The organism is Roseomonas gilardii (genome assembly GCF_001941945.1).
Lineage (GTDB): Bacteria > Pseudomonadota > Alphaproteobacteria > Acetobacterales > Acetobacteraceae > Roseomonas.
Genome location: NZ_CP015583.1, coordinates 2,725,456 through 2,747,758 on the forward strand (window position 1 = coordinate 2,725,456; position 22,303 = coordinate 2,747,758).

The window sequence follows — 22,303 nt, forward strand, 5'->3', positions numbered from 1 at the left end:
CTCGCTATGCGGTGCGCCAGTCTCCGCCATCGTCGTCATCAGCCATCGAGAACGCCCGCGCCCAGGTGTCCCGCTTCTGCGGGGGCGGCCGGACGTTCCGGACGAAGGGCCTGCTCATGCAGGCGTATCGGGCTTCGTCGGCCGCATGGTCCTCGCCGTCCGTATCCACGTCCTCGGCCCGGCTCTTGTCGTGCTGGAGCGCCGGCAGGGTCCGGATCAGATCCACGCAGGTGCTGAACACATAGAGCATCGGGCGCCCGTCCTCGCCGATGAGGCGGGACCGGACCTGATCCCAGCCACCCATCGCGCCAGCGCCAGGCACCCGCTTGTTGTCCGCCCGCCGCCAGATCACCCCGGCCGCGGCGTTCATCCGCTCCGCGATTGACGGGCCGCCGTCCTGCGTGAAGATCGCCGGATCGGCCACGCCCAGCATGGTCTCGCCCTGCCGCAGGTCGCCCTGCTCGCGCTCCCGGATGCCGGCAGCCACCGCCTCGGCGGTCATCTTCAGGCCCGTGTTCGGCTGCCCAGGCACCATGCCGTACCACTCGCGGTAGCGGATCAGCGCCCCGCGCGGGAACTGCGGCAGGCTGCCATCGGACACTGCCCACCAGCCCACCGAGAACGGCTTGGCGCTACCCCAGTCGAAGGACCGGAACCGCTCCCAGTCCTGCGGCAGTTCGACCGGCGCGATGACGTGGCGCTGCCCCCATTCGGGGAAGAACGCACCCGCCACCACGCTCCAGTCGCCGTTCAGCCAGGCGCGCACCAGCTCCGGGGAGCCCGCGAGGTGCAGACGGTCCTCGTATTCGGGATCCGCCGCCAGCAGCAGCCGGTTGTCGGTCAGCCGGGACGGGATGTACATCGCCCGGTGCTTGAGCGGCGTCCCGTCCGCCCGGAACCGCTGGATGGGCGTCATGCCCAGGGGGGCCGGCTCGATGAACCGCGCCCGGAGCCAGTGCTGCCCAGCGCCGCCGGGGTTGGCCGTCAGGATGAGCTGGATCGGCGTCCCGGACTTCGACCGCAAGGCGCCGAACAGCATGTCGATGGGCGCCGGGCTGGCGTAGTTACCGGCCTCTTCCACCGCGGCATCGCTCAGGTTCTGGCCCTGGTACTTCGCCGCGTCCTGCACGTTCTCCAGCGGCCGGAAGCGCACCCGCCCGCCATGGGGCATGATGAAGGTCTTGCTCTGCTCCCGCCATTCGGCGCCGCAAGGCAGGTAGATTTCCTTCGCCCGCTCGATCAGATCGTCCGCCTGCGGCATCTCCCGGCGGAAGAACACCGCGTTGAAGCCCCGGCCGTAGCGCCGCTCCTTGAGGCCGAACTTGCCCAGGACGCCATCAGTCTTCCCGCCGCCGCGCGCTCCACCGAACAGGATCTCCGGGAACGGGCAGTCAACCAGCGCCTTCTGCGGACCCGCCTGAGGCCGCCACGCCACCGGGGCCGTATCGCTTGGACCAGTCATCTTCGTTCAGGGGCTCGTCCGTCAGGGTGGCCTGCTTGACCGTCGCCTCGACCTCCAGCTTCTCGCCGTAGACCTTCGGCAGCATCTTGCTCATCAGCCACTTGCGGGTATCGACCCGGAGGCGGGACCGCTGGACGTGCTCGCCGTTCAGGACGTAGCCGGGGGCGTCATCCTTGCCCGTCCGCTCCATCCAGTCGTTGGAGCCGTCCTCCGCCACGTCCAGGATCTCATCTGCCCAGGCATGCGCCTGAGCCTCGCGCGCCCGCGCGTACATGCCCGAAAAGCCCGACGTGTCGTTGATGATCCAGAGCTGGACCGTGGACCTCGCGGGCATCCCCTCATCACCGCAAACGCGCTTGAGGCTCTCGCCCTCGCTGATACGCCGGCAGATCTCCGCAGCAAGCTCTGGGGTGTAGCTCGACGGACGGCCGGTCACGGCAGGCTCCAGGCATGAAAAAGCCCCGTCCGGCGGAAGCCAGCGGGGCCATGGGCGCAACTATGCAAAGTAATGATCAGATAGCCTTGGCTGGCCCAGCCGTCAAGGGATGTCCCAATGCTCCGCAAGCCGGGTCAGCGTGGCCAGGATCTGGCCCAGGGTGGATTTGCGGTCCTCGTACCGCCGCTCGGCGATGGTGCTGACCGATAGGTTCTCGATCACCAGCAGGTCCATCAGCGCCCGGCCGTTCAGCCCGATAGCAGCACGCGCGCTGCGGAGATCAACCGTGGCCCTCACCTGCCGTTCCGTGGGGTGACCCTGCATCCAGGGCGGCAGACGGCCACAGGGGACGGTAGGACGGTCCCGAGAGCCCGATGCGGCCTCTGCCTCGGCCAGATACCGTTCGCAGACCTCCAGGTGAGCGCCCGAGATGGTGCCGCGCTCGTGCATCGCCTCGTACTGGACCAGCCGCTTGGCCCGTTGGACCTGCACCTTCGGATCATCGGGATCAGGCCCAGCGGAGACCACCACATCACGAGGGTTCTGCGGAGCCCCCTTCTCCCTCATCCGGATGGCGGGACCGTAGTCCCGAACATCCACCTGCCGCTGATAGCTGACTGATAAAGCTGAGGAACGGTTCGCCATTCCAGCCCTATCCATATCCCGGAAACGCTGTCCAGAACTATCGGCGGGGTTTCGGCTCAAGAGACCAGAACATTGAATTCGCTCGGATTTATGCTGTCCCGTCGGGGCGAAGCACTGTGGGGATTTCCCACAGTGGGGGGGATAGTAGGGATAGAGGGGGTTCTTCACCTCACCCTCTAGAAAGTGTCAAACGAGCATGTTCGTTACGTGTATGAAATTATTCGTCTGACACTTCCTAGGCGTAGAGTACAAATCACAGTTTATCCCCCCTATCCCCCCCATCTGTACGTTAACGAAACATACTAGCTCCCTTGGCTGCTGAACTTCTTCCGGTCGATCCAGTTCTGCTCCCCGTCCCGGTCGTTGTGCGTGCCCTGGCCATAGCGCGCATAGCCGATCACGGTATTGGCGATCTTTTCCAGGCTGCTTTCAACCGTGGTCATCTCGCCGATGCGCAGCCAGGCCGCAGCGCGCGAAGTGATCAGGTCGAGATAGGCTGCGTTGTCGGGGCACCAGACGCTTAGGTACCGATCGATATTATCGAAATCCACGAGCCAGCCGCGTTCCTCCGTGAGGATAAAAGCCCGCAATCCATGGGATCTGGGTTCACCGAAAGTCATATCCGGTCCCGGGGATTTCGTTTCCAGTCCTCCCGGCCATATCCGGTTCCACTCGTCCTGCCACCAGGACGGCTTATCGACTGTTTCAAAACCCTTTCCGGCGCGCCAGCAGGTGACAGTCTCTTCGCTGATCATTTCTGATCCTCCTTGATGATTTCCAGTTTCCATCGCGCCTGCTTTTTCGGAGGCGCCACGTTGTCGATGCGAAATCCGTTCGCCACACGCCCCTTATTCGAGCGCAGCCATTTCCCGAGCTTTTCGCTATCGATTGCGCCACGCTCGCCACCGACGCGGAGCAATGCGGCTCGAAACTCAGGATGCCGGAATTCCATCTTTGGCGGTGAACCTTCCCGCCTCGTTTTAATCCATTCCGGGTCGGTGGCGGTTTGCTGGGATGTTGCGTGCTGAATTACGTTCTCGGTCGAAACCTCCGCTGTCCCGATCACACCTGACCACTGTTCCAGCACCGCGACCAGCCGTTCCAGCCTCGGATCGGCGGCGCGCACCTCCTCGACCGTCTCCACCGGATCGGCCTCTCCCAGCCAGCACAGGGCGTCCCGAACCATGCGGCTCCACTCCACGAAGGAGCCCAGGGGCTTGTTCTTGGGCGGGCGCCCAGCCACGAAATAGGCCCGCAGAATGGTCAGCGCCGCAGCGACGTAGCGCCCCCGGTCTGCCCGGATCAGCGCGATCGGGTCCTGGGCAAATTCCCGGTGCTCCGGCCGCTCCACCCCAGGGTCGATGACGCAGAGCAGGCTGCGCCGGGTCATGTCCCCGCCCAGCACCAGGTTGTTGCCCGTGGCCGCGACAAAGGCGTTGCTGATGAGCTGGGGCGCCTCCGACACGCCCAGGATGCGGCCGCGCACTACCGGCTCGGTCAGCATCTGGTTCAGCAGGTCGCCGTCGAGAACGTGGTTCACGTTGTCGATCGAGATGATCGCGTTGGCCTGCCGCAGCATCGAGACCAGCCGCTTCTCGAACTCCTCGGGCTTGTCCCCCTGCGCGATCACGGGGGCCTTCTGGCCGGTGGCGATCATCGAGGCGATGTTCACCAGCATGGACTTGCCGGAGCCGGCCGTGTGCGCCGAGAAGCCGTGCAGGGGCGCCGTGTCCATCGACCGGCGCGCCACCGCCGTCAGGATGGCCGAGAGCATGACTGAGCGGTGGGACGGCTTCTCGAAGGGGAAGGTCTGGATCAGGTGGATCAGCACCTGCAACGCCGCCTCGGCCTGCTGCGGCGTGGGGCGATCCGGCACCGGGGGGAACGTCTGCCCCCGGAACTCCAGGAGCAGCCCGGTCTTGGCGTCATACCCTTCGGTCGCCAGGATCGACCCGTCCTTGCGGATGGTCGGCGAGGCGATGATCCCCGCCAGCACCGGCAGCCGCCAGCGTCCGACGCGCTGCATGTAGATCCGGGCGATGTCCTTCGGCGCGTCCGCCACTACCCAGTCGTCGGTGCGGCCGTCCCACTTCTCCCAGACCGCCGCCGTGGTCATGGCCTCCACCATGGCCATCTCGCCCAGCGCCATCGCCTCCTGTGCCTCGGTCATCTCGTCCTTGGCCGCGCTGAGGCGTGCGATGCCGGGCCGGACCAGCATGGACCCGCGCTGGTAGAGCCCGAGCCCGGCCTGGATGAGGGCCTGCTCGGCCTGATCCACGATGTGCGACAGGCTCCCCTTCACCACCCGGATCACCGGCATGTTCGCGCGGGTCTCGGCACGCGCCATGTCCTCCGGCTTGGCGCCGCGCTCCCACATCCGCAGCCAGTAGCGATCGTCGCCGGCCTTTGTGCTGCCGGCCCCGTGGGGCCAGCGCAGCAGGATGGTCTTGCACTCCTCGAACTTGAACCCGACCCGCCGGAGCATGGCCATCATGGACATGTCCATGCCGGACCGGCTGGTGTCCTCCAGGCCTTCGGTGTTGCCGTTCCAGCGCGCGGCCACCTTCTTCCGGCGCTTCATCGCCGCGGCCAGCCGGTCCATCAGATCGTCGCCACCCGGCGGTGGCTGGTCCTCGAACACCCCGCCGGGCGGGATGTCGAAGCCCATGTCGATGGTCTCTTCCGGCCGCGTGCCGCCCGCCTTGAAGGCGGGGCCGGCATCCTGGATCACCCACAGGATATCGTCGGTCGGGACCACGCGGATCTCGTTCGTGATCTCGTCCAGCCGCTCGCCGGTCACGGCGAAGTACCGGGCGCGCAGGTAGAGTTCGATCGCTGGCGGGTGCCGGCCAGTGCCGCGCTTGAACTGCCGGCCGTTCTTCGAGGTCGGTCCCAGCGCCGGTTCGATCAGCGGCCAGTCCGCCGTGACGTGCAGGAAGAACGTCTTCACGCCCGTGCCGGACGGGGAGACTTCCGTGTACGAGTTGAAGCGCCGGATCACCTCCCACGCCCATTCCTCGATCCTGCCGGTCTCCTTGTCGCGGCAGCAGTCCAGATCCACCCCACTCAGCGCCAGGTGCGCCATGCCTGGCACCTCCAACGGCGCGAACTCCAGGCCGACGCCGTATGCGGCATAGGGCTTCGGCAGCCGCTCCAGCCGCTCCAGCGCCTGCGCCCGCGTCCCCCAGGTCTGCGGATCGTCCGCCTTCGCCCGCCCCCATTTGACCGGACTGTACGGCGTCTTCGTGGGCTCTTCCTGCCCCTGGCGAAGCTCCTCCTGCCACGCCACCCATTGCGGGTAGATGGATAGCTGTTCGATCGTGACGAACGGCGCGGCCCTCATGCGGCCCCCTGGTTGCTGGTGGTGGTCAGGAGAGCCAGCGCCTCGTCAGCCGAGCGGGCGATGCCGCCCACGGCCCCGAAGCGCCTCATGGTCTCGATGAATGCGATCTGGTGGGCCTCGACGCGGGTCTTCGCGCCCTTGGTCTCCACCGCGGTGAACCGCCCGATGGTCTGGCCGACCATCTCCGGGGTGATCAGCACCGCCTGCACCCCGATCAGGTCGGAGCTGCCCGGCGCGAGGCCGAACTGCACCCGGCGGGCGTTCTGCAGGAGCACCATCCCCGTGGCGCGGTCCTCCTGCACCACCTGTCCGGTCCAGCCGACACCGCAGGTGTTGCGGAACATGCGCACATCCGCCCGCCTGCCGAGCGCCAGCAGCACCCGGGGCATGACATCGTTCTCTCTCAAGGCATCATCCCCCTCTGCGCCTTGGCCTCGGCCTCGGCTCGCAGTTCGCGCTGGACGAAATAGATCCAGCCTGGCTTGTACTGTTTGACGCGCTGGATCAGCCGCAGCTCGTCCAGCGATATCCCCGGCCGCAGCAAATCCCTGGTCGGAGTGTCGCGCATCTCGGCAAGGCGCTCCGGCGTCAGGGCCACCAGCTCGCCGGCAACCTCCTCGACCTCGCGGACCTGCGTCTCGTAGATGTGTCCGCACTCCGGGCATTTCGGCGCCGGCCGGTGCATGGCGAAGCAGTGCGGGCACTGCTTGATGGCGAAGGTGGGCGGCTTGCCCTTCTTCTTCTTGCGCCCGGCAAGGCTCCATTCCCGCGCTTCGTCCGGCATGCCGTGACGCAGGGTGTTGCCGGCATGGTCCAGGATGATGAGGTGGTTCTTGCCGGGAGCGGGGCGCATCCCCCGCCCGATCTGCTGCATGAACAGCCCCACGCTCTGGGTCGGCCGCAGCAGGATCACGCAGGCGACGGCTGGCACGTCCAGGCCCTCGCTGATCAGGTCGCAACTGCACAGCACCTCGACGGCGCCGGTCGCCAGCCCGTTGATCGCGGCGTCCCGCTCCTCGGCCGGGGTCTTCCCGGAGGCGGCGCGTGCTCGGAACCCGGCGGCGCGGAATGCCTCGGCCACCTTCTCGGCATGGTAGACCGAGGCGCAGAACGCCACCGCCGGCCGTCCGGACGCCAGGCGCCGATAGTGCTCGACCGCATCGCCCGTGATGGACGGGCGGTCCATCGCCTCCGCCAGCGCGGCGGCTTCGAAGTCGCCGCCCATGGTCCGGACGCCGGACAGGTCAGGACCACCCTGCTGCGGCGCGTAGACGACCGATGGGCACAGATAACCCTGCTCGATCAGCCACCCGATGCTGGGGCCAGTGACCATCCGCTCGAAGATGCCGCCCGCCTCGACGCCCAGGCCCTTCCCGTCGCCCCGCTCCGGTGTCGCGGTAACGCCCAGCACGAAGGCCTTCGGGTAGGCCTCCAGGATCGTCTTCCACTGGCCGGCGACGGCGTGGTGCGCCTCGTCGGCGATGATCAGGTCGAAGTGCTCCAGGCCCGGCTGCCCGAGCCGTCGCGCCAGCGTCTGGACCGATGCCACCTGCACCGGGTCGTTCGTCATGGGAAAGTCGGGGGAGACGATGCCATGCTGCGGCACCCCTGCCTCGCGCAGCTTCTCGCTGGCCTGCCGGATCAGCTCCTTCCGGTGCGCCAAGATCAGCACGCGCTTGCCACGGGCCGCGGTGGCGGCCGTAGTGTAGGCGAAGATCCGGGTCTTGCCGCCGCCCGTTGCCAACACCGCCAGCACGCGACGGATATCGTTCCGGAACTCGACCTGGATATTCCCGACCATCTCGGACTGGTAGCCGCGGAGGCTGGTCGCCGGCCCGAGGATGGCGCCCGGCGTGATGCGCGGGATCTGGAGGGCGGCGCTCATTCCGCGAGCGCCTTGACCGGACGGCGGGAGTAGGCGCGTCGATGATGGGCCTCGCAGTACGGCCCCCTCCCCGGCACGGCCTCGCCGCAGAACAGGGGCGGCCGCGGGACCGGATCGCTGTCTCCCCACATCGGCCACTGGCAGGTCCGGCATCGCACGGCGGGCTGAGGGTCCGCTGACTGTGCGGCCCCCTCCCCAGGGTGGGGAGGTTCGCCAGAGGTAATGTGCCCCTCAGGCACATTTAGCGCGCCAGCGCGGCGCGCTTTCCACCACTCGCCCCGTGTGATGACCCGGGCGCGATTTGAGGCGGCGGAGGTGTTCCGCGGCCACTTCCACAGTGTGGGATGAGGTGCGGCCTGCATCAGGGGCACCCGAAATTCAGGGGGATCTGAGCCCCGCCGCCATCGCCAGCAGCCGCTGCGCGACCCGGTTTCCGGCGCTGGAGGCCGAGATGAGCCCAGAGGCCAGGGCCTCCAGCATGCGCGCTGCGAGTATCCGCATCGGCGCTCCTCTGTCGTTCAAGGGCTGCTCGTGTCCTGGCCAGGGCCAGTTCCTGCTGCGAGGCGCGGACCATCAGGTCCTTCTCCCGCGCCCGCAGGATCAGTTCCCGCTCGTGCGCGGGCACGACCTTCACCTGGGACCACCAGTAGGACTGGACCCGGCGCTCGGTCAGGCGGTAGCGCCGCGCCACGTCCGGGATGGCCCTCTTGAGGTCCCCCTGGACGGCGCGGGAGGCCATGACCGCTTCCTGGATGATCGCGGTCATCTCCGCCGCGATGGCTTCGGCGGTCGCCCTCATGGACGCGCAACCGCGTGCGAGCGACACGCAACACAACGCGCCCCAGGCGGGGCATTAAGGGTCTCACCGAGACCAAAGGAGATAGCGATGTCGGAGAAGAAGACCCTGACGGCCCAGCAGGCATACGAGGCCCAGGCCACAGCAGTGATGCTGACCATGGCTGCGGTAATCCATGCGATTGAGGAGGCGGGCGCGGTGCGCCCCGGAGCTATTGCGACCCTGCTTCGGACGAAGCAGCCGCATCACCCGGACCCGGCGGCCCAGGACTTCGCGAGGCGTATCGTGACCGCCCTGGCCCACTCCCTGGACCTGTCGTCTTCAACAGGCGGCCAGGCCTGATGCGGACGCGCCAGGGATCGATGGGGCAGACCTCGATGGCATCGGCCAGCAGATCCACCTCGATGTCGGAGAAGTCGATCATCCGAGGTCAGCCGGCGAGCCGGTGCTGGGCTGATCCGACGGGCGAGCTGGCTCGACGTTCGGTCGCCGAGTTGCTTCGCCAGAACCGGAACATATCGGCGGCAGTGACCCTACCTTGGGTCACCCGCTCGATCGCTTCCATATGCTTTGGGCGAGGAAAGCGCAGCCCGCGGGCGTACCGGTTGATGGTACCCTGGGAAACGCCGACGAGGGCCGCGAACGCACTTTCAGTGAGTTTCTCGGCCACGAGAAAGCTCTGGAGGTTCATAACCCCAGGGATATGCCATTTCGGGGTTAATCGTCAACACCGTTTTGGTGTTAGCCAACCCAAATCCTTAGCGGCATAGATTGACCATGAAGACACCGCAAAACACGATCCGCGCCCTAAGACAGGAGCGAGGATGGTCGCAGGCAGCTCTCGCCGAGAAGTTGGGGACATCCCAGTCGCAGGTGGACCGCCTAGAGAAAGGAGACAGGCGCCTGACCGTCGATTGGCTTGAGCGCATCGCACAGGCATTCGGGACAACAACAGAAGCGCTTCTTGGCGGTGCGACCGCATCAGATCGCAACTTATACGCACTCCCGCTCGAAACGGTGCGGCTTCCTGTTCTTATGGGAAAGCCGTCTGGCCGAGCCCGCCCGTTCGGTCATGTACCTTTCTACAGCGCAAGAAACAGTAAGAACGACCCACGACTAATTCGAATTACGGCACATCCGGAGGGAGTTCTTCCACTACAGGGTCCAATACTAATGGTCCCAAATCTCATAGTTATAAGTGCTCTAGACCATTCGTCCCTTCCAGAAAACGATCGGTTCCACTTGGATGACCCTATTTTTGTCGAACTAACGAGACCGCCACAGCGCGATGACTACGGGCTTTTCCAGATCGCTCGCGACGAACAGCCGACCGACGAGTATCTCATCGCGCACTATGGGGAGGCGTATCCGCCCTTTGAAAGCGATGCACCTTACTCGTATGCCGCCCATTCTCGGATCGTCCCCTGGCGAGAAGCGATGGGCTTACCCCCGGGATGGGCATCTTCGCAGGTGATCCGGGACTGATAACCCCATTTTGGCATTGACAGGGTAAACCCATTTTGGCATTCCTGGGGTTGTCCACCCCAGGAGGCCTTCATGCCTACCGCCGCACTAGCTGCCATCCGCAGCATCACGCACCTCGGCGCACCACCGCGATCATCCTCCGCTCCAATCGGCAACCTTAATGCCGGCAGCGCGTCGAACTGCGCCCTGGCAGCCGAGCGTGAGGGGCATGCCAGCGCCCTCGCCATCACCGCCTGGATCGAGGCGACCCGCTGATGGCCCCGACCTTCCCGGCCAGCACGGTCCTGGCCAGCGCCGTCGCCGCCGCCATCGAGGCCGCGCGCCGCGTCACCCCGTCCCAGATCCTGCTCGCGATCGAGATGTTCACCATCGGCGCCCTGGCGGCGGCCGTGTTCGTGGGAGTGCCCCGGTAATGGGTCTGTCCGTCACCCACCCCGCCATCTTCAACGTGCTGCGCCAGGACTTCGGCGCCGTCGCCGCAGCGGTGGCGAAGCTGAACCCTCATGCCGAGGGGGCCGAGAACGTCGCCGCCTCGATGAGCCGGACGGCAGACGGTCTGGAGCGGGACGCGCGGTCCCCTGACTTCATCCGCGCTTCCGCCGGGACCTACGGCTACGTGATCCACGCCTTCATGCAGAGCCCGCGCACGCTGGTTCTGCTGGCGACCATCGACCCAGCGCAGATCGTGCCGGAGATGGTCGAGCAGCCGGAGGATGTCGGCTGATGGGCGCGCCCGCTTCCCGGATCAGCCCGGACCAGGAGATCGACGTGCTGTTCGCCCAGTGGGAGGAAGCCGTCGAGGCCCTGCGAACGCTCACGGAGCGCGCTCAGTTCAACATGTCGGCCACGCAGGAAGAGTTGGATCACGCGATCGGCGCCATCGCTCGCTTCGACGCGATGCAGGACGCGATGGATCTGGGGGATCAGGCCTGATGCGCACCCAGAACCTGCGTGATCGGGGAGGGGTGCGCCCTCCCCCGACCAGCAAGCAGCCCGCCACCGGCAAGCGCGGCGGCCGGGCGAAGAAGATGGCCCAGCCCGTCGCGCCGCCGGTCGAGCCGGCGCTGGACGGCGCGGTGAACCCCGATTTCGCCATGCAGCCCGGCGCTGTGGCGCCTGACGCGCCGCTGTTTCCTGTCCCTCGGTGGGACCCGATCCCGCGTCTCGCGGCGGTAATCCAGGCGGTGGACACGGCAACCGCGCTGCCGGACCTCATGTCCTGCCTGATCGAACTGGACCGGCTGAACGATCCGGACCCGACCCGCGCGCCGTACCCCCTCGAAGAGGACAACGACTGGACGGACCGGTGGGTACTGGCCGAGGCGAAGGTGCTGGAGCGTATCGCCGGGCTGCGCCCCGAGACGGCGGATCAGGCCCAGACGCTGTTCAAGCTGATGGCCGCGCGGATCGAGGACGACGTGATCGAGCGGGCCAACGTGAACCAGTACATCTGGTCCGCGCTGATGACGGCCCACGAGTGCCTGTGGTCGCCGGCCACCGCGGCGGCGGCGGACACCGATCTGATCCGGACATGCCACCTGCATCCCGCCTACATCAAGGCATACAACCTGCACGGCGGCGATCTGGAGTTGGAGAAGGACCCGCTCTGGAAGGCCTACGAGCAGAGCCGCGACGCCATCAGCGACTTCGAGCCGAAGAGCATCTCCGGGATGCTGGCGAAGGCGCACGCCGCGAAGGCCGAGGCCGCCAACAAGGACGGCACCGAGAACCCGGACGGCACGATGGCCGCAACTTGGTCCTGGGATCTGGTGAACGACCTGCTGCGGCTGTTCGGGACGCCGGAGGTTGTCGCTGCGCCGCAGTCTCACGAAACCACGGCGCCGGGCCTGTCGATTACGACGATGGCCCATCGCATGCGCGAACTCAGCGTCCAGTATAACCGTCACGATGGGCTGGCGACTGAGGCTGAGCCGAATTCCGGTAAGCGGCGTACTCACGATGCCGCCCGTAATCGCGTCTACGCACAAGAGGAGGCGCTGGAGGCGCTGATCCGGGCAACTCCCGCAACAACCGTGACGGAGGCCGTACTCCGTCTCCGCTGCATCGGCAGCGAGATCAACAATCTCACTGGCTTCAAACTCACCCCAGCCGTGGAGGAAGAATTATCCGAAGCCGTGGACCAGCTCTGTGCTGCGCTGGCCGGGCTGTCCCGCCTGACCGGGGTGAAAGACGACGACCTCGGCACCCGCGCCCTTAGCTTTGGCGCGCATGCGATGAACCACCCGGCGGAGGGGGAAATCCTGTGACCCACCCCTTCGCAATGAACACCCCTCCGCTTTCGGCGGAGGAACTGCTCAACGCCGCTATCCACCTCGGCTCGGCCGAAGCAAAGATCGTGGTCGCCGATGCCGCACGCTGGTCGCGTCAGCATCAGGCTGATGTGGTCTCGTTGCAGGCGGTGGGGGAATGGACCCTGTCTCAGCACATCGAGAGGGTGCTGGAGCCCGTCATCACCGACGAGGCGCTTCTACGGCACATGAGCGATATCCTGGCCGCGGATGCCTTCGATGGCGCCCGCGAAGACCCGGAGGGCGACCTGGGCCTGATCGCCATCAGCGACAGGGCACTGGACTACCTGCACAGCCTGTTCGTGGTGCAGGCCTCCGAAGCGCGCCGGAAGAAGGACCCCGATGGCGCCCGGTTCGCCTGCGACATCTGCGAATGCATCTGCGAACAGCCGGGAGCGGTGGCTATGATGCACTCCGCGCTCTGCCCATTGCTCGGCCACAACTGGCGTCAGGAGGACGGCATCTGATGCCCGAGATCCACATGGACCCCGACCCCTACTATCCCGACGACGTGCTGCTGGAACGCGCCCTGGCAAACGGGACCGTCGAGAAGCTGATCGCGACGCTGGACAACGAAGACCTGACCCAGATCTGGCTCAACACCAGCACGGAAGGGGTGCTTCTGGTGGAGCGGGATTTCCACCGGCTCCTGGTGATGGGGCTGGAGGCCCTGCGGGAGAACGAGCAACCCAAGGTGACCGAGGCGATGGTGGACGCCGGGGAGCGCGCGCTCCTCTGGGCCAATGCCAACGAGCCCAGGACTGACAAGCCGCTCCGGGACAAGGTGAAGCTGGTGCTGGCGGCCGCGTTCCGCACCATGCAGGGGAGTGCCCAGGCATGACCACGCCAGAGCCCTTCGGCACTCTCCACACCCCCTATGGCATCGAGGTCGAGGTCCACCGGAACCCGGACGCCCGGGAGGACGACGAGGACAGCTTCGCGGTCGGCCTGGAAGCCTGCGCGCTGATGGGCGGCATCCACGATCCGGCCAAGCGTCGCGCGTTCATCGAGGCTGCCGGCAAAGCCGCCAGGGAGCATGGCGGCATGCCGCTGGACTTCATCAGCGAGTTCGGCGGCCAGAAGGTCCCGCGCCGCAGCATCATTCCGGCGGTGGCCCCGGTCTACAGCACGATGCCGACCGACCGGGACGGGCCGTTCTCGAACCGGGACGGGTTCAGCGTCCGCGACTGCGCCGACGCCATCGCGAACGACCTGCTGGACCGCCGCCGCTGGTATGAGCGGTCGGAGTACCTGATGGGGTTCCTGGGCAATCAGTTGCCTGTCCTGGGGAACATGCCCAAGGCGCTCGGAGGTCTCGCGCTGGGCCTCATCATCGCAGGCGTACTGGAGTTGCTGGGGGAAACGGAGATCGACTGCTTGGAGCAGGCGGCGTTCTACGCCCTGGCGGAACACCAGCCCTGGCGCGACGCCGGCCGGTCCTGGCTTCTGCCACACCGCAAGACCTGGGTGGCCGACTGGATCGAGAAGCGCCCGGACTATCGCCGCGCCGCGCGGCTGGTCTCCCACGTCCATCCCGACGTGCCGAGCTGGCTGGGGAGCGTCACGCGATGAGCCTCGCCACCGTGTTCCAGATGGAGGCGGCGCGCCTCCGGCGGGAGATCAAGCACAACCTGGCCCAGAAGGACCGGCTCCTCACGGACGATCATATCGAGCGGAGCCAGCTTGTGGTGCGCTCCGGGACCATGGGCATCATCGCCCAGACCATCGAACGGATCGCCATGGCGCTGGAGGAGGCGCCGGCAGTCGCAGCCGCACCCGAGAAGCATACCCTCAGCAATGCTGAGGGTCAGGCGGCGCCCAAGAGGGGCAACACCCTCTACTGCTCCTTCTGCGGCAAGAGCCAGCATGAGGCGCGGCGGTTGATGGCGGGTCCGGGCGTCAACATCTGCGACGAGTGCGTGGATCTGTGCGTGTCCGCCATCAAGGAGAAGGACGGCGAAAATGGCTGATCCTGACCCCGTGTCGCGCCAGTGGAACGTGAACATCCAGGTCGCCCGGATCGGCGCGGTCACGGGTTGCGTGCTGGCTGTGATTTTCGCCGGCACTGCCGCCGCACTCGCGATATCCGGGGACTTCGGCTGGGGGATTTTCCTCGGCGTGTCCATCGGGCTCGCCATCTGGGCACACCACAATGGCTGACCTCCACCCCGAATTCCTGCGCGGCCTGGAGGTCGCGGCCACCATCGCGGACTTGGCGGCCGAAGACGCCATCCGGTCGGCCGGGGACACCGTGCTGCTCGACCCTCTCTTGATGCGATCCGATGCCAGCCCGGAGGCGCTGAGCCTGTCCGCGCGCTGCCAGATGGATGGCACGATCCACAGCGCCCAGCACCACGGCGCGAAGGCCATCGCCGCAGCGATCCGGCGGCGGATGGGAGGTGGTTGTGGCTGACCTGACCAAGCCCCAGGACTGCCCTTTCTGCGGTGACTGGGCGCCGCAGGTACTCAGCGTCATCGACGCATTCTGCGTGTCCTGCGGCGACTGCGGCAACCACGGCCCAGAGTGCGCCACCGAAGCCGAAGCCATTGCCGCCTGGAATGACGTGACGGTGCTGGTGATCGGCCGGGAACAGGCAGCCGAGATTGCCGTCCTCCTGCGGGATCTCGATCAGATCCGGATCGACCCGGCCCTGCCGAAGCAATCCACCTTCATCTCGATCTCCCACGAGCGGTTCGAGAGGATCAAGCGCGTCCTGCGTGAAGTGGTGGGCCGCGATGGCTGAGCAGTTCCTGACCGTGCCGGCGCTGGCCGCCCGTTGGGCCTGCTCTCGCCAGCACGTCTACAACCTCGCTGCCCGAGGGGAGATCCCGACCGTCAAGATCGGGAGCCTCCTCCGGTTCCGCACCTCCGAAATCGAAGCCTACGAGAAGAGTTCATGGCCCGCCCGAGAGCAGAGAGCCCGACCTACAGCCTCGCTGTCCGAGGCGGCCGCTATTACGTCCAGTGGTGGGAGAACGGGGCTACCCAAAGGGTCTCTTGCCGCACTGACAGTCTTGCGGAGGCGCGGCGCTTCCTAGCCAGCTTCAAGGCCACCCTGGCCGCCCCTCCCCGGCCGGAGTTCCCGACCGTGGGGGAGGTGCTGGAGGCCTACCGGCTGGACAAGGAGGGCAAGGTCGCCAGCCAGACCATCGTCTATTCCTGCCGGCAGTTGGCCGGCGTGCTGGGGGACCTGCCGGTCAACCTGCTGAACAAGGAGCGGGTCCGCTTCTACATGCGGGAGCGGCGGAAGATGGGCCGCGGCGGCGCCCCGGCGAAGCACCGGAAGACCCCCGCCTTGCTCAGCAACGGCACCCTGATCCGGGAGCTGGTCACCCTGCGCGCCGCGCTTCGCTGGGCCGTCGAAGACAAGATGATCCCCGAGGCCCCGCACATCGAAGTGCCCAGCGCGCCACCGCCGCGCGACCGATGGCTGACCCGGGAGGAGGCCGATCGTCTGATGCGGCATTGCGAGCAGCCGCACATCAAGCTCTTCGTCGCCCTGGCGCTGTACACCGCGGCCCGGCACGGCGCGCTGACGGAATTGCGCTGGGACCAGGTGCAGCTCGGCGCCGGTCTTATCGCCCTGGGCCGTGGCGTCGGGAACAAGCGCCGCGCCGTGGTGCCTATCGCCCGGACCCTGCGACCGCTGCTGGAGGAGGCATGGGCGGAGCGGGAGGCGGCCCGGAGGGCGGGGCATCACGCCCCGGAGTTTGTCCTGGAATGGCGCGGGGAGCGGATCGGCAGCCTCAAGAAGGCCTTCCAGAGCGCCGCCCGGAAGGCGGACCTGACAGGGGTGACGCCGCACGTCCTACGGCACACGGCGGCCACCTGGATGGCGCAGGCCGGCCGGTCCTTCGAGGAGATCGCGGCCTTCCTGGGGAACAGCGTGGCGATGGTCGAAAAGATCTACGCCCACCATCATCCGGACCATCTGCGCGCCGCAGCGCATGCCCTGGATGGCCACCGCGACTGACCTAGGAAGCCTAGGTCAGCGTTCCCGGTATATGCTCGGTTTGATCGTATTCTGTTTACAGCGTGGACAGTGACAGCGTGTTGATTTCGCTGGATAAGGAGCGCGCTCCGTCCCTTGGTAAGGGAGAGGTCGAGAGTTCGAATCTCTCCAGCAGCACCACGGTTTTCCCCTGATATTCCCGGACTGTTTCGGAAGCGGTTTCCTCGTGCATTATACGAGGCCTCCCTCCACGGCTTATGCCGCCCCCCTCAAGCTGTCAGGACAGCGGTGGGGATGACGGGCTACCGCCGATAGGGTGGCTTCGGCCTTTGGATCTGGGCGGGCGTGGGACCATCCTCGCGCATTCGCGCCCATCTCGTCGGCTTCGCGGAACCTGGCCCCTCTCCAGGGACTTCCCAGAGGCCGCGCCGGACGCAACCGACGGTCAGTCCCCATTTCGGATCGTCGATCCAGACGATTTCGAGTTCGCCCGGTAGGTCGGTAGCCTTGTACCACTTCATGCCCGCTTTCCGCGTAATCTGCTGCGGGCGGGGTTGATACAAACCGAAACACGCGATGTAAACTAAGTATAAAATGAATTCTTCCGAAAAAACATAGTATTAATGAATTCCACCCGCATTGATTTAATGGAATTAAATTACTCGCTCAAAATAAATCGCATGCCATTGAGGACATTGATCCCCTCCATGGTACGGGCCGAGCACCCGTCATCACTCCACAGACAGGTCGCCTTCACAGTTCACCGCGCCTCAGGGCAGGGTAAGACGCTCATCCCGCAGCCCATGCGCCCGCAGGAGCTGCGCCACGGCTTCCCGGCTCATCGGTCGGCCCAGCAGGAAGCCCTGCACCTCGTCGCAGGCACGGTGCTGCAGGAAGCGCAGTTGCTCCTCGGTCTCCACGCCCTCCGCCGTCACTTCCATGCCCAGGTTGCTGCTCATGGCGAGCACCGCCTCCACGATGGCATGCGCGCCGTTCCGCCGGCCGATCGCATGGACGAAGGAACGGTCCACCTTGATCCGGTCGAAGGGGAAGCGGTGCAGATAGCCGAGGCTGGCATAGCCCGTGCCGAAATCGTCCAGCGCGATCCGCACGCCCCGGCGCTTCAGCGCATGGATCGCGTTCAGCGCCTCCTCGGCATCGCCGATCAGCAGTCCCTCGGTGATCTCCAACTCCAGCCGTTCCGCCGGCAGGCCCGAAAGCTCCAGCGCCCGGTCCACGATGGCCGGCAGGTTGCCGCTGCGGAACTGCGCCGGCGACAGGTTCACCGCCAGCCGCAGCGGCTCCGGCCAGGTGGCGGCCTCGGCGCAGGCGCGCTCCATGACCCAGCGGCCAAGCGGCAGGATCAGCCCGCTCTCCTCCGCCACGGGGATGAAGGTGGCGGGCGGCACCGCTCCGCGCACCGGATGCGTCCAGCGCAGCAATGCCTCGAAGCCGCGGATCGCGCCGTTCCCGCAGGTCATGATCGGCTGGTAGTGCAGTTCCAGCACATCGGCCTGCAGGGCCAGCCGCAGGTCCTGCTCCATCTCCCGCCGCTCGCGGAGTTCCACCTCCATGGCGGGCTCGAAGAAGCGCACCGTGCCGCGCCCCTCGGACTTGGCGCGGTACAGGGCGGTGTCCGCGTTGCGCAGCAGGCTTTCCGGTGTCGCGCCATCCTGTGGATGCAGGGCGATGCCGACGCTGGTGCCGACCTGCGCCATGTTGCCGTCGAGGATGAAGGGCGTGACCAGGTTCCGCACGATCCGGCGGGCCAGGGGCTCCACCCCGTCGCGCGAGGCCGCGCCGCGCCACAGGATCACGAACTCGTCGCCGCCGAGGCGGGACACCGTGTCGTCCGGGCCGACCAGCTCGCGCAGCCGCTCCGCCACCTGGCGCAGGAGCTGATCGCCCGCGGCATGGCCATAGGTGTCGTTCACCACCTTGAAGCGATCGAGATCCAGCGCCAGCACCACGAGCTGGCCCGCCCGCCCGCCTGCCTCCCCGATCGCCTCGCCGAGCCGCTCATGCAGCAGGATGCGGTTGGCTAGGCCGGTCAGCGGGTCATGGTGCGCCAGGAAGCGCACCCGCCGTTCCGACAGGGTCTGCTCCGTGACGTCGGTGAAGGTCCGCACAAGCCCGCCATTGTCCAGAACCTGGCTGCGGACCTCCAGCACCGTGCCGTCGGGACGCGTGCAGCGATAGAGCGGCGCGGCAGCGTCCTCCCGGTCCTGCGTGCAGTCCTCCGGCAGGATGTCCCGGCCCTGCCCGGCGCGCAGGAAGGAGGCCTGTCGCCCTTCCGGCACGCCGAGCAGGTCCATGGCGCGGCGGTTCACCACCGGCATGCGGCCATCCGGCGCCACCATGACCAGGCCCTGGCTGATGTTCTCGATCGCATCGGATAGCGCCTGCTGGGACCGTGCCCGCTGCTTCCTGCGACGGATCAGCAGGAGCCCCGCCCCCAGGATCAGCAGCGTCAGCAGCGCGCCGGAGGACAGGATGCTGCGCCGGTAGGCGTCGTAGCCCTGCAGGATCTCCGCCATGTCGTTGCTGACGGCCACGATCAGCGGAAAGGATTCGACGCGCCGGAAGGCGGTCAGCCGCTCGGTTCCATCGGCCTTGTCCCGGCTGCGGAGGGTGCCCTGCGGACGGATCAGCGCCTCCGCCATCAGGTTGCCGCCGGCGATGCTGCTGCCGAGCATCCCGGCTTCCTCCGGTGCCCGCGCCCGGATGATCCCGTCGAGCCCGACCAGGGTCACGGCACCGTGGCCGATATCCAGCGTGTCGTAGACCTGGGTCAGCCAATAGGGGTTCAGCGAGATCACCACCACGCCGCCGAAGCGGCCGTCGCCCGTCAGCAGCTTGCGTGTGAACTGCACCGACCAGCGGCCGGATTCGCGCCCCATCACCGGCACGCTGATGAAGAGATCGTCCCGCTGAGGATCGAGGTGCACCCGGAAATGCGCGCGGTCGGAAAGGTCCACCCCGTTCTGGACCGGCCCCAGATTGCTGAGCCAGAGCCGCCCCGAGGGGCCGATCACCGCGGTCTGCAGCGACATGTCCTGCTGGAAGCCATGTTCCCGGCGCAGGAAGTCGAGGCTGAAATCGGCCGGGTCGTGCCGGTAGGCCTCGCGGATGAAGAGCAGGCGCTGGTCGATGGCCTCCACCGTCCGGGCGATGATCTGCTGCGCGGCCCCGGCCAGGTTGCCGGCGTTGCGCGTCGCGTCGTCCAGCGTCCGCTGGTGTTCGCGTTGCAGGTGCAGGGCGATGCCGCCCCAGAACAAGACCAGGATCGCCAGAATCAGGCCGAGATCGGCGCCGAACCATGCGGCGGCGGCGCGGAGCCTCCCCCGGCGGCCAGTCCTGCTTTCCACCGGTGCGGCGTCCGGCAACCGCGCCATTCCACCCTTCGCCGTCATGTCGCCTCCGGGCCTTTGCGGGATATCCGCCGGACCCTGCTGAAAGCCCCGCGGTGCTACCGGATCGATCCGGTATCCCTGGCCGCGCTGCTGGAATGCAGCTTGCAGCCATGAGATGATGAATCTGTTATCGGCACAACCTCACAAAGACATGGCGCGCCGCCGTTTGCCGCGGGGGCTGAGCCTGACCGGGGAATGGATCACATGACGACGCGACGCGCCCTGATGGCCATGGCGCCGCTGCTGGGCCTGGCCGCCTATCCGGCACGGGCCGGGACGGCGGAATGGGGCATCGCCACCGAATACCCGGCCACCGCCATGCCGGGCGAGGGAATCGCCTTCTTCGCCGAGACGGTGAACCAGGAGGCGCATGGCATCCTGGGGGTCCGCCCGGCCTTCGACGCGCCGGATGGCCTGCGTTCCGCCAAGATGCCGGCCGCCGTGGGCCAGGGAAAACCAGAGGCCGCCGACGCCTTCACCGGCGCGATGGCCGGGCTGGCGCCGATCTTCCAGCTTTCCGCCCTGCCCTTCCTCACCGGCTCCGCTGACGACACGCGCCGCCTGCTGGAGGCGGCGCGCCCCGCCTATGTGAAGGCGCTCTCGGAGCGCGGCCTCACCCTGCTTTATGCCACGCCCTGGCCCGCCACCGGGTTGTGGTCGCGCAAGCCGGTCTCCGGCCCCGAATCGCTGAAGGGGCTGCGCGTGCGCACCTATGACGAGGCCGGGACCATGGTGATGCGCGCGGCGGGCGCGGAGCCGTCGCAGATCTCCTTCGCCGACGCGCTGCCGAGGCTGAAATCCGGCGAGATGGATGCGGTCCTGTCCTCCGGCGACGGCGGTGCCGGGGCGCGGCTCTGGGAGATCCTGCCGCACTTCACCGCTATCGACTACGCTTGGCCGCTGAGCCTCGCCTTCTGCAACACGGCGGCCCTGCAAGCCCTGCCGGACGCGGGCCAGGCGGCGGTGGCGCGGGCAGGAAAGGCCACCGAGGCGCGCCAGTTCAAGGCCATCGCCACCCGCATGGCGGAGAACGAGGCGCGGATGCGGACGCATGGCATGACGATCGCCACCGCGCCGGGACTGCGGTCGGCGCTGGAGACGGCAGCGGCGCCCGTCCAGGCCGCCTGGGTGCAACGGGCCGGGCCGGAGGGAGAGGCCATCCTGCGCGCCTATCGCGGCGGGCGTTGAAGGATCGCGGGGTGGCGCCATTCGGCGCCAGCCCGGGTGTCATGGCTTGTGAGGCAGTTCCGAGACAATCATGGTCCGCGACCTGCGCTCGCGGTTGCACTGATGCCGGCTTCCTGGGGAGACGGAGCGCCTCCCCCCCCGGATGCCCGGTCAGCTCCGGTAGGAGCCGTTGATGTCGATGTAGCCATGGGTGAGGTCGCAGGTCCAAACCGTGGCCTTGCCCTCGCCCAGGCCGAGATCCACCTCGATTTCGATCTCCCCGCCCTTCATGTGCGCGACCACCGGGGCTTCGTCATAGCCCGGCACCACGCCGCCCTCGCGCGCCATCCAGGTGCCGCCGACGGCCACGGACAGCCGGTCGCGGTCCGCCGGCTCGCCGGCCTTGCCGACCGCCATGACGATGCGGCCCCAGTTCGCGTCCTCGCCGGCGATGGCGGTCTTCACCAGCGGCGAGTTCGCGATGGCGAGCGCCACCACCTTGGCCGAAGCGTCGGAAACCGCGCCGCGCACCGTCACCTGGATCAGCTTCTGCGCACCCTCCCCGTCCCGCACCACCTGGAGGGCCAGCTCGTGCAGCAGCCCGGCCAGCGCCTCGCGGAACCCGGCCAGGATCTCGCCGCCCTCGGCCGGAACCTCGGGATGCTCCGCCTGCCCGGTGGCGAAGAGCAGCACCGTGTCGGAGGTGGAGGTGTCGCTGTCCACCGTGGTGCAGTTGAAGGAGGTCTCGACCCCGGCCTTCAGCGCCGATTGCAGCGCGGCGGCGGGGATCTTCGCATCCGTCGCCACGAAGCAGAGCATCGTCGCCATGTCGGGCGCGATCATGCCCGATCCCTTGGCGATGCCGGTGATGGTCACCGGCGCGCCGCCGATGCTGGCCTGCCGCGTCACCGCCTTGGGGAAGGTGTCGGTGGTCATGATGCCGCGCGCCGCCTCCGCCCAGGCCTCCGGCGAGAGGCCGTCATGCAGGGCCGGCAGGGCGGCGGTCAGCTTCCCGTGCGGCAGCACCTCGCCGATCACGCCGGTCGAGGCCAGGAAGACCTCGGAGGGCGCGCAGCCCACCAGCTTCGCCGCCGCCTCGGCGGAGAGGCGCGCGGCCTCCTCCCCGGCACGGCCGGTGAAGACGTTGGCGTTGCCGGCATTCACCACCACCGCGCGCGCCGTGCCGCCGGCCAGGGCCTTGCGGCACCAGTCCACCGGGGCGCCGGGGCACTTCGACTTAGTGAAGACGCCCGCCGCCGTGGTGCCGGGGGCGAAGACCATCATCATCAGGTCGTCGCGCCCCTTGTAGCGGATGCCCGCCGCCACCGTGCCGAGGCGGACGCCCGCGACGGGCGGCAAGGCGGGCATGGGCACCGCGAGGGGGGAAACCGGAAGGTCCTTGGCCATGG

26 protein-coding genes and 2 pseudogenes are annotated in these 22,303 nt (G+C 67.5%); 17 read left to right on the forward strand and 11 right to left on the reverse strand.

Annotated features, from left to right (window positions below):
* Positions 1–4 precede the first annotated feature (4 nt).
* The 8 genes from RGI145_RS12480 to RGI145_RS12515 all read right to left on the reverse strand — a co-directional run bounded on the left by RGI145_RS12480 (position 5) and on the right by RGI145_RS12515 (position 8,570).
* Positions 5–1,435: a hypothetical protein gene (locus RGI145_RS12480; RefSeq protein WP_083670653.1), complete on the reverse strand. Its 1,431-nt coding sequence runs from the start codon at positions 1,433–1,435 to the stop codon at positions 5–7.
* A complete protein-coding gene (locus RGI145_RS12485; RefSeq protein ID WP_208863870.1) occupies positions 1,392–1,898 on the reverse strand; it encodes a terminase small subunit-like protein in 507 nt (168 codons plus the stop codon). Before RGI145_RS12485 ends, RGI145_RS12480 begins: the two co-directional genes overlap by 44 nt.
* A 102-nt stretch (positions 1,899–2,000) precedes the next feature.
* A complete protein-coding gene (locus tag RGI145_RS12490; protein ID WP_075798609.1) occupies positions 2,001–2,390 on the reverse strand; it encodes a hypothetical protein in 390 nt (129 codons plus the stop codon).
* A gap of 455 nt (positions 2,391–2,845) precedes the next feature.
* A complete protein-coding gene (locus RGI145_RS25080; RefSeq protein WP_156878512.1) occupies positions 2,846–3,298 on the reverse strand; it encodes a hypothetical protein in 453 nt (150 codons plus the stop codon).
* On the reverse strand, positions 3,295–5,886 hold the full coding sequence (locus tag RGI145_RS24705; RefSeq protein WP_083670656.1) for a hypothetical protein: 2,592 nt from the start codon (positions 5,884–5,886) through the stop codon (positions 3,295–3,297). The genes RGI145_RS25080 and RGI145_RS24705 overlap by 4 nt, the downstream gene beginning before the upstream one ends.
* A complete protein-coding gene (locus tag RGI145_RS12505; protein ID WP_156878513.1) occupies positions 5,883–6,293 on the reverse strand; it encodes a VRR-NUC domain-containing protein in 411 nt (136 codons plus the stop codon). Before RGI145_RS12505 ends, RGI145_RS24705 begins: the two co-directional genes overlap by 4 nt.
* Entirely contained in the window at positions 6,290–7,771 is a 1,482-nt protein-coding gene (locus RGI145_RS12510) for a DEAD/DEAH box helicase (RefSeq protein ID WP_075798612.1), read from the reverse strand. The genes RGI145_RS12505 and RGI145_RS12510 overlap by 4 nt, the downstream gene beginning before the upstream one ends.
* A gap of 361 nt (positions 7,772–8,132) precedes the next feature.
* Positions 8,133–8,570 carry a hypothetical protein gene (locus RGI145_RS12515; RefSeq protein WP_156878514.1) on the reverse strand — a complete coding sequence of 146 codons (438 nt, stop codon included), beginning with the start codon at positions 8,568–8,570 and terminating at the stop codon, positions 8,133–8,135.
* A gap of 87 nt (positions 8,571–8,657) precedes the next feature.
* Here RGI145_RS12515 and RGI145_RS12520 point away from each other — a divergent pair, with 87 nt between their 5' ends.
* Positions 8,658–8,909 carry a hypothetical protein gene (locus tag RGI145_RS12520; RefSeq protein ID WP_075798614.1) on the forward strand — a complete coding sequence of 84 codons (252 nt, stop codon included), beginning with the start codon at positions 8,658–8,660 and terminating at the stop codon, positions 8,907–8,909.
* 88 nt (positions 8,910–8,997) lie between these two features.
* Here the strand turns inward: RGI145_RS12520 and RGI145_RS12525 are convergent, their stop codons facing one another.
* On the reverse strand, positions 8,998–9,258 hold the full coding sequence (locus RGI145_RS12525; protein ID WP_075798615.1) for a helix-turn-helix domain-containing protein: 261 nt from the start codon (positions 9,256–9,258) through the stop codon (positions 8,998–9,000).
* A gap of 86 nt (positions 9,259–9,344) precedes the next feature.
* On the opposite strand from RGI145_RS12525, the gene RGI145_RS26195 reads away from it, so the two are divergent.
* The 15 genes and pseudogenes from RGI145_RS26195 (at position 9,345) to RGI145_RS12590 (ending at position 16,335) form a co-directional block, all read left to right on the forward strand.
* Entirely contained in the window at positions 9,345–10,052 is a 708-nt protein-coding gene (locus tag RGI145_RS26195) for a helix-turn-helix domain-containing protein (protein WP_075798616.1), read from the forward strand.
* Between the two features lie 72 nt (positions 10,053–10,124).
* Positions 10,125–10,307 (forward strand): hypothetical protein, encoded by a 183-nt coding sequence (locus RGI145_RS25085; RefSeq protein WP_156878515.1) that lies wholly within the window; start codon positions 10,125–10,127, stop codon positions 10,305–10,307.
* A complete protein-coding gene (locus RGI145_RS25090) occupies positions 10,307–10,465 on the forward strand; it encodes a hypothetical protein (RefSeq protein WP_156878516.1) in 159 nt (52 codons plus the stop codon). The genes RGI145_RS25085 and RGI145_RS25090 overlap by 1 nt, the downstream gene beginning before the upstream one ends.
* Positions 10,465–10,776 (forward strand): hypothetical protein, encoded by a 312-nt coding sequence (locus tag RGI145_RS12535; RefSeq protein ID WP_075798617.1) that lies wholly within the window; start codon positions 10,465–10,467, stop codon positions 10,774–10,776. The genes RGI145_RS25090 and RGI145_RS12535 overlap by 1 nt, the downstream gene beginning before the upstream one ends.
* Positions 10,776–10,985, forward strand: coding sequence for a hypothetical protein (locus RGI145_RS12540; protein ID WP_075798618.1), 210 nt, complete (start codon positions 10,776–10,778; stop codon positions 10,983–10,985). The genes RGI145_RS12535 and RGI145_RS12540 overlap by 1 nt, the downstream gene beginning before the upstream one ends.
* Positions 10,985–12,319 (forward strand): hypothetical protein, encoded by a 1,335-nt coding sequence (locus RGI145_RS12545; protein WP_075798619.1) that lies wholly within the window; start codon positions 10,985–10,987, stop codon positions 12,317–12,319. Before RGI145_RS12540 ends, RGI145_RS12545 begins: the two co-directional genes overlap by 1 nt.
* Entirely contained in the window at positions 12,316–12,828 is a 513-nt protein-coding gene (locus tag RGI145_RS12550) for a hypothetical protein (protein WP_156878517.1), read from the forward strand. The genes RGI145_RS12545 and RGI145_RS12550 overlap by 4 nt, the downstream gene beginning before the upstream one ends.
* A complete protein-coding gene (locus tag RGI145_RS12555; RefSeq protein WP_075798621.1) occupies positions 12,828–13,202 on the forward strand; it encodes a hypothetical protein in 375 nt (124 codons plus the stop codon). The genes RGI145_RS12550 and RGI145_RS12555 overlap by 1 nt, the downstream gene beginning before the upstream one ends.
* The gene (locus tag RGI145_RS12560; RefSeq protein WP_075798622.1) at positions 13,199–13,933 is read left to right on the forward strand and encodes a hypothetical protein; all 735 of its coding nucleotides are present in this window, start codon (positions 13,199–13,201) and stop codon (positions 13,931–13,933) included. The genes RGI145_RS12555 and RGI145_RS12560 overlap by 4 nt, the downstream gene beginning before the upstream one ends.
* 167 nt (positions 13,934–14,100) lie before the next feature.
* Positions 14,101–14,313: pseudogene (locus tag RGI145_RS24710) on the forward strand (ClpX C4-type zinc finger protein); the annotation flags it as partial.
* A gap of 10 nt (positions 14,314–14,323) precedes the next feature.
* Positions 14,324–14,521, forward strand: coding sequence for a hypothetical protein (locus RGI145_RS12570; RefSeq protein ID WP_075798623.1), 198 nt, complete (start codon positions 14,324–14,326; stop codon positions 14,519–14,521).
* Positions 14,514–14,774, forward strand: coding sequence for a type 1 periplasmic-binding domain-containing protein (locus RGI145_RS12575; protein ID WP_075798624.1), 261 nt, complete (start codon positions 14,514–14,516; stop codon positions 14,772–14,774). The genes RGI145_RS12570 and RGI145_RS12575 overlap by 8 nt, the downstream gene beginning before the upstream one ends.
* Positions 14,767–15,105 (forward strand): Lar family restriction alleviation protein, encoded by a 339-nt coding sequence (locus RGI145_RS12580; RefSeq protein ID WP_075798625.1) that lies wholly within the window; start codon positions 14,767–14,769, stop codon positions 15,103–15,105. The genes RGI145_RS12575 and RGI145_RS12580 overlap by 8 nt, the downstream gene beginning before the upstream one ends.
* Positions 15,098–15,187 (forward strand): annotated as a pseudogene (locus RGI145_RS26200) (hypothetical protein); the annotation flags it as partial. The gene RGI145_RS12580 and the pseudogene RGI145_RS26200, both read left to right, overlap by 8 nt.
* A gap of 71 nt (positions 15,188–15,258) precedes the next feature.
* A complete protein-coding gene (locus tag RGI145_RS12590) occupies positions 15,259–16,335 on the forward strand; it encodes a tyrosine-type recombinase/integrase (protein ID WP_083670659.1) in 1,077 nt (358 codons plus the stop codon).
* Positions 16,336–17,084: 749 nt separating this feature from the next.
* Here the strand turns inward: RGI145_RS12590 and RGI145_RS12595 are convergent.
* On the reverse strand, positions 17,085–19,727 hold the full coding sequence (locus RGI145_RS12595; protein WP_083670662.1) for a bifunctional diguanylate cyclase/phosphodiesterase: 2,643 nt from the start codon (positions 19,725–19,727) through the stop codon (positions 17,085–17,087).
* A 204-nt stretch (positions 19,728–19,931) separates the two neighbouring features.
* On the opposite strand from RGI145_RS12595, the gene RGI145_RS12600 reads away from it, so the two are divergent.
* Entirely contained in the window at positions 19,932–20,915 is a 984-nt protein-coding gene (locus RGI145_RS12600) for a TRAP transporter substrate-binding protein (RefSeq protein WP_083670664.1), read from the forward strand.
* Between the two features lie 150 nt (positions 20,916–21,065).
* Here RGI145_RS12600 and argJ read toward each other — a convergent pair whose 3' ends face one another.
* Positions 21,066–22,301: a bifunctional glutamate N-acetyltransferase/amino-acid acetyltransferase ArgJ gene (gene argJ, locus RGI145_RS12605; protein WP_075798630.1), complete on the reverse strand. Its 1,236-nt coding sequence runs from the start codon at positions 22,299–22,301 to the stop codon at positions 21,066–21,068.
* Between the last annotated feature and the right edge of the window lie 2 nt (positions 22,302–22,303).

Coding starts and splice junctions, on each gene's coding strand:
- RGI145_RS12570 (WP_075798623.1), top strand. CDS start 14,324: ATGGCTGATCCTGACCCCGTGTCGCGCCAGTGGAACGTGAACATCCAG.
- RGI145_RS25080 (WP_156878512.1), bottom strand. CDS start 3,298: ATGATCAGCGAAGAGACTGTCACCTGCTGGCGCGCCGGAAAGGGTTTT.
- RGI145_RS12535 (WP_075798617.1), top strand. CDS start 10,465: ATGGGTCTGTCCGTCACCCACCCCGCCATCTTCAACGTGCTGCGCCAG.
- RGI145_RS12520 (WP_075798614.1), top strand. CDS start 8,658: ATGTCGGAGAAGAAGACCCTGACGGCCCAGCAGGCATACGAGGCCCAG.
- argJ (WP_075798630.1), bottom strand. CDS start 22,301: ATGGCCAAGGACCTTCCGGTTTCCCCCCTCGCGGTGCCCATGCCCGCC.
- RGI145_RS12525 (WP_075798615.1), bottom strand. CDS start 9,258: ATGAACCTCCAGAGCTTTCTCGTGGCCGAGAAACTCACTGAAAGTGCG.
- RGI145_RS12590 (WP_083670659.1), top strand. CDS start 15,259: ATGGCCCGCCCGAGAGCAGAGAGCCCGACCTACAGCCTCGCTGTCCGA.
- RGI145_RS12575 (WP_075798624.1), top strand. CDS start 14,514: ATGGCTGACCTCCACCCCGAATTCCTGCGCGGCCTGGAGGTCGCGGCC.
- RGI145_RS12555 (WP_075798621.1), top strand. CDS start 12,828: ATGCCCGAGATCCACATGGACCCCGACCCCTACTATCCCGACGACGTG.
- RGI145_RS26195 (WP_075798616.1), top strand. CDS start 9,345: ATGAAGACACCGCAAAACACGATCCGCGCCCTAAGACAGGAGCGAGGA.
- RGI145_RS25090 (WP_156878516.1), top strand. CDS start 10,307: ATGGCCCCGACCTTCCCGGCCAGCACGGTCCTGGCCAGCGCCGTCGCC.
- RGI145_RS12515 (WP_156878514.1), bottom strand. CDS start 8,570: ATGAGGGCGACCGCCGAAGCCATCGCGGCGGAGATGACCGCGATCATC.
- RGI145_RS12560 (WP_075798622.1), top strand. CDS start 13,199: ATGACCACGCCAGAGCCCTTCGGCACTCTCCACACCCCCTATGGCATC.
- RGI145_RS12510 (WP_075798612.1), bottom strand. CDS start 7,771: ATGAGCGCCGCCCTCCAGATCCCGCGCATCACGCCGGGCGCCATCCTC.
- RGI145_RS12595 (WP_083670662.1), bottom strand. CDS start 19,727: ATGACGGCGAAGGGTGGAATGGCGCGGTTGCCGGACGCCGCACCGGTG.
- RGI145_RS12545 (WP_075798619.1), top strand. CDS start 10,985: ATGCGCACCCAGAACCTGCGTGATCGGGGAGGGGTGCGCCCTCCCCCG.
- RGI145_RS12600 (WP_083670664.1), top strand. CDS start 19,932: ATGACGACGCGACGCGCCCTGATGGCCATGGCGCCGCTGCTGGGCCTG.
- RGI145_RS12540 (WP_075798618.1), top strand. CDS start 10,776: ATGGGCGCGCCCGCTTCCCGGATCAGCCCGGACCAGGAGATCGACGTG.
- RGI145_RS25085 (WP_156878515.1), top strand. CDS start 10,125: ATGCCTACCGCCGCACTAGCTGCCATCCGCAGCATCACGCACCTCGGC.
- RGI145_RS24705 (WP_083670656.1), bottom strand. CDS start 5,886: ATGAGGGCCGCGCCGTTCGTCACGATCGAACAGCTATCCATCTACCCG.